The sequence below is a fragment of the Ensifer sp. SSB1 genome, assembly GCF_016652895.1.
Classification (GTDB): domain Bacteria; phylum Pseudomonadota; class Alphaproteobacteria; order Rhizobiales; family Rhizobiaceae; genus Ensifer.
This window is the reverse complement of the sequence record NZ_JAEPRP010000086.1, coordinates 20,646-30,272: the sequence shown is the minus strand read 5'-3', so window position 1 is coordinate 30,272 and position 9,627 is coordinate 20,646. Positions and strand designations below refer to the sequence as shown.

Genomic DNA, 9,627 nt, shown 5'->3' with positions numbered 1-9,627 from the left:
ACTCGTCAATATCCGAACCTACTTTATGCCGAAGCGGGCAAAGCAGAAGTTCTGACCGAGCGCCAGAAACCTATTCCGTCAATCACAAAAGCCGTGGCCCATTCGTTGCGCTCACAATGAACCACACATATTGAGGAAGACCCAGGTTTGGTTGAACTCGTCAATGATGAGAGATACTCTCCCGAGCTTGAAGATTGGCCCACGCGCCGGGCAGGAACCGTGGTTCTTGTGGTCGCATCTTAGTAATGGCAGCCTAGGGGTTGCCCAGTGTCAGCGCAGCGTATTCGTGAAATTCGAGTCGGCAACGATGGTGTTGAAATTCCGTCAAATGATGTGCGCCACCTCTTTTTGCGCATGGGCCGGGCCTGGGAAGGCGGCACTTGCCACAAGCAAGTGATCGAACGCGCCTCGACGCGGTAGGTTTTGCGGATCTAACCATCGCCGCTTGATGTGGAGCGGCCGCGATGGGGAACCCGGTCCGTTTTTTGTGTTTCGCAGGCACAGGGGCAGCCGTCGATGTCGTGCGAAGCCGGCTATCGGAACTCGGCTTTCAGGACGCGCTTGCAGAACGCGAAGGCGACGCCGAATACTGCATTGCCTTCATCTCGGACGTCGATGCCGCGCTCATCGCCTATATCGGCGAGCTGTCACAGCGCTTCCAGCTCATCGTTGTCCTGATCCCGGGTTCAAACGGCGCGGCAGATGCGCGGTGGGAGCTTCTCAACGCAGGCGCCATGGACGTGCTCGACTGGAGCGACGAGCGTGCGCTGCCCGAGGAAATCGCGGCGCGCCTCACGCGCTGGATCGAGATCGCGCAGCTGGTCGAGAGCGACACGCTTCGGCAGAACCTCGTCGGTGGCTCCCTGTGCTGGAAATCATTGAAGCGCAAACTGGTCGAGGCGGCCGCATATTCCTTGGGCAACGTGCTCCTCGTCGGCGAGACCGGCACCGGCAAGGAGCAGATCGCCAGAGCTATTCACAAGCTTAGCAAGCGGGCAGGCAAGCCGGAACTGGTCGTCGTCGACTGCACTATTTTGTCTCCGGAGCTGTCGGGAAGCGAGCTGTTCGGGCACGAACGTGGCGCCTTCACCGGGGCTATCACGGAGCGTGACGGCGCCTTCGCACTCGCCAATGGAGGCTCGCTCTTCCTCGACGAGATCGGCGAACTGCCATTGCAGCTGCAGGCGCAACTGCTGCGCGTGATCCAGGAGCGTACCTACAAGCGCGTCGGCGGCAATGTGTGGAACCGCTCCGAGTTTCGCCTGATCTGCGCCAGCAACCGCGACCTGGAGAAACTCGTGGCGGAAGGCGGCTTTCGCGGCGACCTGTACTACCGGATCGCCGACTGGGTGATCAAGCCGCCGCCGCTGCGCGAGCGGCGCGCCGACATCCTCCCGCTGGCGCGGCATTTCCTGACGGCTGCGAGCGGCGACGCCGCCGCTCCCGAAATCGAACCGGCCCTGGCCGACTATCTCGTCAGCCGTGACTATCCAGGTAATGTGCGCGATCTGAGACGGCTGGTAATGCGTCTTCATTCGCGCCATGTCGGCAAGGGACCGATCACGATCGGGGCGCTTCCGCTCGACGATCGGCCGGCGGGCGGGCGACCGCCCGAACCATTCGGCGAGCCCGGCTTCCTGCTGGCAATCCAGCACGCCTTCGACTACGGCATTGGCCTGAAGGAAATCGGCCGCGCCGTTTCCAACGCTGCCATCAACCTGTCGCTCGAACAGGAGCGCGGCAACCTACATCGCGCCGCGCGCCGCCTCGGGATCACCGATCGCGCGCTGCAACTGCGCCGCGCCGGTCAAGGCCAGCCGGCCGTGGCCGGCGCACGTCACGCGGCGACCGAGAACCCCTGAACGCGGCTGACAAGCCTGAGCACATTGCCGCCGAGGACCGCTGCACGGTCTTCGGGGTTGAGACCAAGCGCCTCGATCTTGGCGATCTCGACGCCGGGATGCAGCCAGGGCCCGTCCGACCCAAAAAGTATCTTGCTGGCGCCGGCGCGTTTGACCGCCTCTTCGAGAATGTCGAAACGACGCACGCCGGCAGTGTCGGTGAAGATATTCCTGTGCCGGACCAGATGGTCAATGAGCGCACTCTGCGCCTTCCAGTCGTCGGCGAAACTACCGAGATGCGGAATGATGAACGGCACGTCCGGATATTCTTGGGCAAGGATTTCGGCGACCGAAACTTCACCCATGACGTCATAGAGGACCGGAAGCCGATAGCGGCGCGCGGCTTCGCAGATCTCGCGGGTTATGTGCCCGTCGTGACGATGAACCTTGATGCCGACGAGGCCCAGCGACACTACCGCCTCGCGGATCATCATCTCGACGCGGCCCTTGTCGGCGACCGGGTGAACAAAGGCGAAGCCGAGAAGGCGATCGGGTCTGCCGGCAATGATGCGCGCCACTTCCCGATTGGCCAGAAGGTAGCCGTCGGAAAAGGCCGCGAAGATGATGGTGCGGTCGATATTGGCCTCGCGCGCACGGGCGAGATAGCGGCCAAGCGGAGCGGACGTGTCGGCAGGCTGCGTGAGCCCGTTGCCCTTTCCGGCGTGACAATGGCAGTCGATGATCATGGCCAGAGAACCTCAATGCAGTTACCGGACCCGGCCCGCCACGGCCGGGCTCATCCCGAAAGGATTGGGGACAGCCGTCCGCGGCGGACAGGATGTTTACACGCCTTCGATGACCACGGCGTTGCCGCGGCGCCACCACCTGCCGCCCGCAGATCTTCCGGCGATCGCCGAAGCCCCACCCGATGCGGCCAGCCCTTTCGAGGGGTACGACGTGCGGGCTCCGGACGCGAGCTGCCGCAGCACGGTGGCATTCACGCCAGGCACATGACGGCGCGTTGCGTTGGCCACGACGCTGCGCGCAATCTGCTCGGCAGGCGCAGAACCGGGCACGACCGGCGAGGTTCCGAGCGCCGCCGAGGCATCGGCGATCGCGGTTGCTGCAATCCTGATAAAGCGGCGAGCCTTCTCGATGTCGGCCTGATCCGGGCTCATCCCCGCGGTTTCCAATTCGAGCGCGCTGGCTACAGCCTGGCCCAGCCCCCGGCCGATCATCGTTCCGACCCCAGGAATGGGGATCAGCGAGCCGAGCGCGCCGCCGGCGATCGGCAGCGCGGCCTTGGCAAGCGACTTCAGCGCCGGGCCGACCACGGGCAGCACGTTCTTGCCGACGAATTTGCCGACCGATTTCAGACCGGCGCCGACTTTCTTGAAGAGGCCGCCAAGGAATTGCTCAAGCTCCTGTTCGTTCTGGGCAGAGAGCAGTTCCATGGCCAGTTCGAACTCTTCGTTCTCTGAGAGGAGCTCGCCGGCCTCGAAAGCTCCATACAGTTCAAATTCCCCTGCCGCGGCGCGGCAGTTTGGGCAATTGCAGCTCAGCGGATGCATACTAGCCTCCTGTTGTTAGAGTGACGTGATGATTGCGTGTTCAGATTTCATTGAGCGCGAGGACCTCCAGCTCGGTGACCCTGTTGAGGCGGTTGTTGTCGTTCTTGTGATGCTCGTTGATCTTCTTTTCGAGCGCACGGACCTGCGCTTCCGTGGCGTCCCTCATGAGGTGGAGCGCGAGCTTCATGCCTCTTGCGGTCTTCCCGAAATGCGACAGGCACCACATGTGCTGGATGAGGCGGCGGCGCAGATCGACGGCCTTGCCGGTGTAGAACTTGCCGGTGGACGTGTGGAAGCGGTAGAGACCGGGAATCTTCTGGTTGCCCAGCGCCTTCAGCACGAGCGCCACGGGCTTTGCATTGGCAACCGCGAGCGCGTTTTCCGCCCTCAGCGCCTCACCCGATAGCTCCCATTCGAATTCGAACTCGCGCTGCTCACGGTCGCGCCGGACCCTGCGTAACGCGGCCTCGGTATCCGGACCGATGAAGCCGCTGACCGGCAAGCGACAACGCCGCTGGAAGGCGCGTATCCATTGTCGTAAGGAGTTGGTCATGACGCCGTCGACACTAAGCGTGGTCCCGAGAGCGGTGTTGAGCGTGTCCTGCACCCAGCGGACATACTCGGAGCTGCCCGGACGCGCCGGCTCTCCGTCCGCCATGCGCAGCGCTGGCTGCGGATCCGGCTCGTCGTATGCAGGGCCGATCGTCGGGTAGCGCGGGCCGCCAGATCGCCGCCCGCGCCAGGCGGGAGTGTATGGCGGCTGGGACGAGCGCGTCGGGCGGGGCGGCTGTCCACCCCTCGGCCCCGCGGCTACGCCACGGGCGGGCCTGGATGAGCGCTCGAATTCCAGTTGCGCCGGGAACGGGTCGATGGTTCGGATCGTGCTCATAACGCCTCCTGTCTCACGCGACCGAAATGCCGTCCGCGATGCGCTCCAGTGCGGCCAGCAGGCGGCCGATGTCGGCCGGCGCATGACGCGCAGTCACCAAAAACGAAAGGTTCGGATTGCCCTCGCCGCACGAACGGGTCGCCAGCGCGCGCACGCCCATGCCGGCAAGCGACTCCAGCGCGGCTCGCGCCGCGTCGGTGGAAGGCATGGCGATGGTTTGCATCGGAACCGGCAGCAGGCTCCTGACCTGCAAACCTATCCGCCTCACGCCGGCGCGAAACTGCTCGACAAGCAGCGCGACGCGCGCCCGCAAAGTGTCGCCGGCGCTGCAGTTTGCCGCAAGCGCGCCCATTGCCGCGGCAATGTCCGCGACCGACGGCGGGCTGGTGTGAACACGGGTTTCCCCGTCACGCGCGGCGCGCGCGATGAAGTCCTGGGTGCCGCACAGCACGGCCAAAGGCACGCCGAACGCCTTGGCGAGCGATGCACCCGTCGCAATGTTGGCACAGGACAGGCCATGCCAGGCGAGCGAGCCGCCACCGCCGAGGCCAAGCGGTTTGGCCGGCGACGGGTTGCGGCCAAGCACACCGAGCGCCTGGGTGTCGTCGATCACAAGGCGCCCTCCCATGTCGGCCGCCAGGCGCGACAGAGCGGGCAAAGGCGCTACCTGGCCGCAAGATGGGCAAAGCCCATCCGTGACGATGACCGGACGCTGGCCGGCGCGACGCGCCTTTCGCAGCCGCCGCTCCAAGCTGGCCGTATCATGGTGCCGGTAGGTCTCCACCGGCACCTGGTCGAGCTGGACGCGCTCGGCGCTCCAGCGTGCGATCGGATAGGATGAAGCGTCGAACAGGAGAAGGCTGTCCTTCGACACGGCGGCCTGGAACAGATCGCGGAACAGGTGCAGCGTCGAAGGATAGAGCAGCCCAGCCTCCTCGCCCATGAGCAGTGCCAGGTCCCGCGCCAGCGGGCGCGCGCCCTTGGGCTCATCGAGGGCGGCGGGCCGGCCGAGCGTCAACGCCTGCCACGGGGCAAGCGATGCGCTCGGATGGTCCAATCCGAGATAGAGTGCGGACGTAAAGTCCAGCATGGCACACACTCCCTCGCGGTCAGACCAGGCGCCGCTGCTCGTCCAGGCGCCTGACGAGATGCACCGAGGGCATGGTGGCGTCGATCCGCGCGTTCTGGACGTCGAGCGACAAGTCGATGCCGGTCGCCGACCGGTAGGCATGTAGGTAGCCCTGGACCTCGGAGCGCCAGTAACGGGCCCAGTTCAGCGCGCTGTAGGGATCGTTGACGTCGGCCCAATTGCCGAAACGGACCGACAGCAGCACCTGCTCGCCAAAGATCGCGAGGTTGCGGAAGTGCAGGCTGCTGGTGTCCGACCATCCCTGCAGCTTCTTCATGGCATCGACGCGATCCATCCAGGGTTCGGGATAGGCGACCATGATGCGCGTCGGCAGGAACTCGCGGAACTCGGGTCGAGCGAGTATCCACTGCTGCATGAGCATCTCGATGCGCGCCGTCGAAGGCAAGTCACCGAACTGGTTGTGCGCGCCTTGCGACAGGACGAGATGCGCTTCCTTCAGGGCGTTGAGCACCGGGAACGCGTCCGCCTTGACGGTCGTGTCGTCGTCAAGCCGGTAGAAGCGCGACACGACGGAGAGCAGTGTGTGGAAGGCCTCCAGGAATTTCGACCGGCTGTCAGCAGGGCGCATGTTGTTGACGGCCTTGCCGGAGAGCCTCAGCCCGTAGTGGTGGTCATATTCGTAGTTGCGCCTGACGACGCTCAAGCGGTGCTGCTCGTCCTGGATGTAACCCCAGAGCAGATTGTTGAGCGGCCGCAACGGGTCGACCTCCATGTTGGCAAGAGGATCGTTCTGCATCGGCCCGCGGATGTTCTGGAAGCGCCGCGTGATCGAGTTCATCGCTTGGACGAGCATCCCTTCTTCCTGCCAGTACGACCAGATGAGTTCGAGCAGGCAGGGCTGTGTCAGCCGAGACCTGAGTATCCCGTAGCAGCGGCTCACCTGCTCATGAAAATCGTTCGGATCAAGCTCGAGGTCGACGTCGCCGATATCGGTCAGCTTGATCGGCTCGTCGGCCATCTTGCGCCGGATGACGGCAAGATAAGGAAGCAGCCCCGCCTGCGCCTGGAAATCGAATTCGAGATAACGCCCGAGCCAGGTGGACAGATCGCCGATGTTCGTCGGCACGACCACGCGGTTTGTGATGAAGTCAGCGTCATCCTGGGAATAGCTGGTCCCATCGCCGAGAAAGCCGCAATTCGCCATCACGAACGCTTCGGTCGCGACCTTGATGTTGCGGTAGGCGTCGGTGTCCGTGAAGGGCAGCGCCCGGCGCCTTGTGGTCCGTGCCAGCGTGTCCCTGGTTCGACCTCTGTCGATCGGATTGCCGGTTCCTAGCGGATCGCCGCAGAACACCCAGTCCATGAAATCGAAGTAGTTCTTGAACAGGAGCGCGTCGGTGCCACGTCGAATCTCCGGCCCGACCGAGATGTCGTTGGTCGAGAACGAGCTTGCGCGCTGCATGGTGACGGTGACGGGGCCGACAACGGCCGAGGGTTCCGGCGGTGCAACAACGCCGGACGAGGTCGCATCATTGGCGAAGTCGAACCCCTGGGGAGGCACGTTCCCGAAGCCACCGACCATGTGGACCTCGCCTTGGCGGTCGGCCGTCAGGACGAACTCGCTGTCGAGCATGCCACCTTCTTCGATATCTTGGGCAGCCGGCGCAACGCGGCCCAGCGAAGCGCGAAGGTGTGCATGCACGATCGCTTTGCCCGTGGGCCAGCGGAACTTGAACGTGGCGCTCTTCCCCACGGGAAGCGTCGGCAATCGAGCGCCAACCTCCACGAATGAAGTCTGGTCGGGCGAGGCCACATAGAGCTTGAAATTGTCGGTGAGGTGAAGCTTAAGCGCAATGCTCGTCTCGCCGTCCTGGTTGAGCAGGAAGGGCTTTTGCTCCTTTATGTCGTCGTTATGGAAGCGCACTACGACAGCATAGTCCTCTTCCATGTCGTCGGGCCTCGGGATCTCGAACCTGGCTTTGCCATCCGCCTTTGTCGTCTCGTGATGGATCGTGTCCCAATTTTCAACGATGTATCCAATGACATCCTTGCCCTTCTTGATCTGGGTAACGATTGTCCGGTCATCGATGATGGCGACCTCCACGCCGGTCAGGCACACGCGAAGGCCGGTGCTCAGCAGGCCCCTGACATGGACGGTGATGCGAACTTTGTCGGAAACGGTGCTCGGGCTCATCTCATCCTCCTTGGATGGTCAGACTGGGGTTCGTGGATCGGATAGCGGCGGGGAAAGGTCCGCCACGCAGGGTCTCGCCCGTGAGGGCGCATGCGTAACTGGTGTCGAGCGTCGACTTGAGCGCCCAGAAGGTCAGCAGCTTGACGATCAGCACGCTCTCGTATTCCGGAGAGAGGTTGCCGTCGGCGCGGGCCTTACCCAGCACCGCGATAACGACCGTCGGCCGTGCCCGGTACATGCCAGCCGGCGACCGCGACCATGATTGGAACATCAGCGAAAGTTGCATCGGCGCGCGGGTTTGGACCTGCAGCACCTCGGGCAGCGTCTGTCCGCGCAGCTTTTCCGGACGATGCTCGACGAGCCGCGCCACGAACTGCGGCATATGGGTCTCGAGGCGTTCGAACAGGGTACGACGCTCGAGGTCGAGCCCCTTGCGCGGATAGAGCTGTTCCCAAAGGGCCGAGATGCGCGCCCATTGCGGATGCGGGTAGAGCGCCTGGCCGATCGCAGCACTGATTTTCACGCGCAGCCACGGTGTTGGATGCGGATCGTTGACATCGACGCGAAACACAAAGGCGCGCGGCAGGCTGACGACACCGATCAGGCCGATCGTCGAGGTAATGCCGACACGGGCCACCGAGAAGAAATCCGCGACGATCTCGGAGATCCAGCGATCCCAGATCGCCCACAGATCCTTGTCGGGGCTGGCCTGCTCCTTGAGCGGTTTCAGCATGGCGCGCAACGAGGGAACGAGCTCGATCAGGGCTGCCGCCTGATGCCCCGTCTCATGAATGAGCGAAGAGGCGATGCCGCTGCCGACCATTCGCTCGCGCGGGACACGGATGACAGCGACGGGACTTGTGCGACCACCGGGCAGTCGCGTGCGCGCCCGGCGGATAGCGGCGCCAGGCCCGCGCTCCAGGTGACACACGACCGGCGGCAGCTCGTAGAATTGGCCCTTCAGAGTGAGCGCATCGGCCGCGACCGAATCGAGACCTGAGAGCCAGGGCCCGTTGTCGTGCTCGCTGCGTTGCGTGATGACGTCACTGTACATGTCGAACTCGTTGAGCACCTGGTGGAACCTGAGGCGCAGGATCGAGAGGCGTCGTTGCGCATCGGCCGGCGTCGCCACCGCCCTTGCGCGTTGCAGCCAGGCAAGGAAGCTTGCCATCAGTCGTCTTAGCTCCCTTCGCCCGTCGATGAGGGCCCTCTCGATCGCCGACTGCGCATTCGGAAACAGATTGGCGGCCGGCACCATCGGCTCGAGCAAGGCGAACGGCTTGACGCGGTCGAGCCGCGTCAGTAGGCCGCGCGCCTCCTCCTCGAGCATGCGAAATGTGAATGGGTCGATCGCCATGGCAGCTCAGACTCCGTATACGACGATCCTGTTGCCCTGCCTGACCCAGCGGCCGGAGGCTGCACGTTGGCCGAGCATGCCGCCGGCCCTAGCCGTCAAAGCCGTTCCGCCTGCAGGCCCAAGGAGCCCCGGGGCATGCTTGCGGGCGGCGGCCACCACGGCCTGCTGGGCCGCAGTACGCGGATCCGTTCCGGCGGCGGCCGCGCTGGTCGCTTGCCTAGCAGTGTCTGAGGCGAGGCGGACGAACTGGCGGGCGCCGGTGAACTCCAACTCCTCGTTCTCGCCGAATTCGAGCTCGAGGCCGATCGCCCTGCCGGCCGCATTCGCAAGGCCGGTGCCGATCTTGGCACCCAGCGGCCCGCCGATGTAACCGCCCAATGCCTGGCCGGCCATGGGCAGGGCCTTCCTGGCAACGCCCTTCAGCGCACCGCCGATCGCCTGGCCGATGGGCGACTTCGCAGCCTGACCGACGACGCTGACGGCTTTCTTGATGAAGTCGCCGAGGAATTGCTCGAGTTCCTGCTCGTTGTTGACGGCCAGAAGCTCGTGGGCGAGCTGGATTTCCTCGTTCTCGCTGAGCTCCGACTGGCCGGAGCCCCATTCGAATTCCTGGAATTCGAACTCCTCGTTCTGGAATGGGGAAGCTTCTTGGAATTCCAGTTGGGTACGGTCGATGTCATGCATG

Annotated in this window: 8 protein-coding genes; 1 reads left to right on the top strand and 7 read right to left on the bottom strand. The window is 64.2% G+C overall.

The annotated features are described in order from the left end of the window. Positions 1–464 precede the first annotated feature (464 nt). Positions 465–1,862 (top strand): sigma 54-interacting transcriptional regulator, encoded by a 1,398-nt coding sequence (locus I8N66_RS21040; protein WP_291157289.1) that lies wholly within the window; start codon positions 465–467, stop codon positions 1,860–1,862. On the opposite strand, the gene I8N66_RS21035 is transcribed toward I8N66_RS21040, so the two are convergent. The 7 genes from I8N66_RS21035 to I8N66_RS21005 form a co-directional block, all read right to left on the bottom strand. Further along, entirely contained in the window at positions 1,838–2,587 is a 750-nt protein-coding gene (locus I8N66_RS21035; RefSeq protein ID WP_113536209.1) for an amidohydrolase family protein, read from the bottom strand. The genes I8N66_RS21040 and I8N66_RS21035 overlap by 25 nt on opposite strands. A 96-nt stretch (positions 2,588–2,683) precedes the next feature. After that, positions 2,684–3,412 carry a hypothetical protein gene (locus I8N66_RS21030; RefSeq protein ID WP_291157287.1) on the bottom strand — a complete coding sequence of 243 codons (729 nt, stop codon included), beginning with the start codon at positions 3,410–3,412 and terminating at the stop codon, positions 2,684–2,686. 40 nt (positions 3,413–3,452) lie between these two features. After that, complete coding sequence (locus I8N66_RS21025; RefSeq protein ID WP_291157285.1) at positions 3,453–4,301, bottom strand: peptidoglycan-binding protein; 849 nt, start codon at positions 4,299–4,301, stop codon at positions 3,453–3,455. Between the two features lie 13 nt (positions 4,302–4,314). Beyond that, entirely contained in the window at positions 4,315–5,391 is a 1,077-nt protein-coding gene (locus tag I8N66_RS21020; RefSeq protein ID WP_291157283.1) for an aminotransferase class I/II-fold pyridoxal phosphate-dependent enzyme, read from the bottom strand. 19 nt (positions 5,392–5,410) lie between these two features. Further along, a complete protein-coding gene (locus I8N66_RS21015) occupies positions 5,411–7,585 on the bottom strand; it encodes a hypothetical protein (protein WP_291157281.1) in 2,175 nt (724 codons plus the stop codon). A gap of 1 nt (position 7,586) precedes the next feature. Continuing rightward, positions 7,587–8,942 carry a hypothetical protein gene (locus I8N66_RS21010; protein WP_291157279.1) on the bottom strand — a complete coding sequence of 452 codons (1,356 nt, stop codon included), beginning with the start codon at positions 8,940–8,942 and terminating at the stop codon, positions 7,587–7,589. A gap of 6 nt (positions 8,943–8,948) precedes the next feature. Beyond that, positions 8,949–9,626, bottom strand: coding sequence for a hypothetical protein (locus I8N66_RS21005; RefSeq protein ID WP_113536205.1), 678 nt, complete (start codon positions 9,624–9,626; stop codon positions 8,949–8,951). Position 9,627: the final 1 nt, after the last annotated feature.

Bases quoted from the DNA above. Each gene is read 5' to 3' on its own strand.
- I8N66_RS21040 (WP_291157289.1), top strand. From the start codon at position 465: ATGGGGAACCCGGTCCGTTTTTTGTGTTTCGCAGGCACAGGGGCAGCC.
- I8N66_RS21035 (WP_113536209.1), bottom strand. From the start codon at position 2,587: ATGATCATCGACTGCCATTGTCACGCCGGAAAGGGCAACGGGCTCACG.
- I8N66_RS21030 (WP_291157287.1), bottom strand. From the start codon at position 3,412: ATGCATCCGCTGAGCTGCAATTGCCCAAACTGCCGCGCCGCGGCAGGG.
- I8N66_RS21025 (WP_291157285.1), bottom strand. From the start codon at position 4,301: ATGAGCACGATCCGAACCATCGACCCGTTCCCGGCGCAACTGGAATTC.
- I8N66_RS21020 (WP_291157283.1), bottom strand. From the start codon at position 5,391: ATGCTGGACTTTACGTCCGCACTCTATCTCGGATTGGACCATCCGAGC.
- I8N66_RS21015 (WP_291157281.1), bottom strand. From the start codon at position 7,585: ATGAGCCCGAGCACCGTTTCCGACAAAGTTCGCATCACCGTCCATGTC.
- I8N66_RS21010 (WP_291157279.1), bottom strand. From the start codon at position 8,942: ATGGCGATCGACCCATTCACATTTCGCATGCTCGAGGAGGAGGCGCGC.
- I8N66_RS21005 (WP_113536205.1), bottom strand. From the start codon at position 9,626: ATGCATGACATCGACCGTACCCAACTGGAATTCCAAGAAGCTTCCCCA.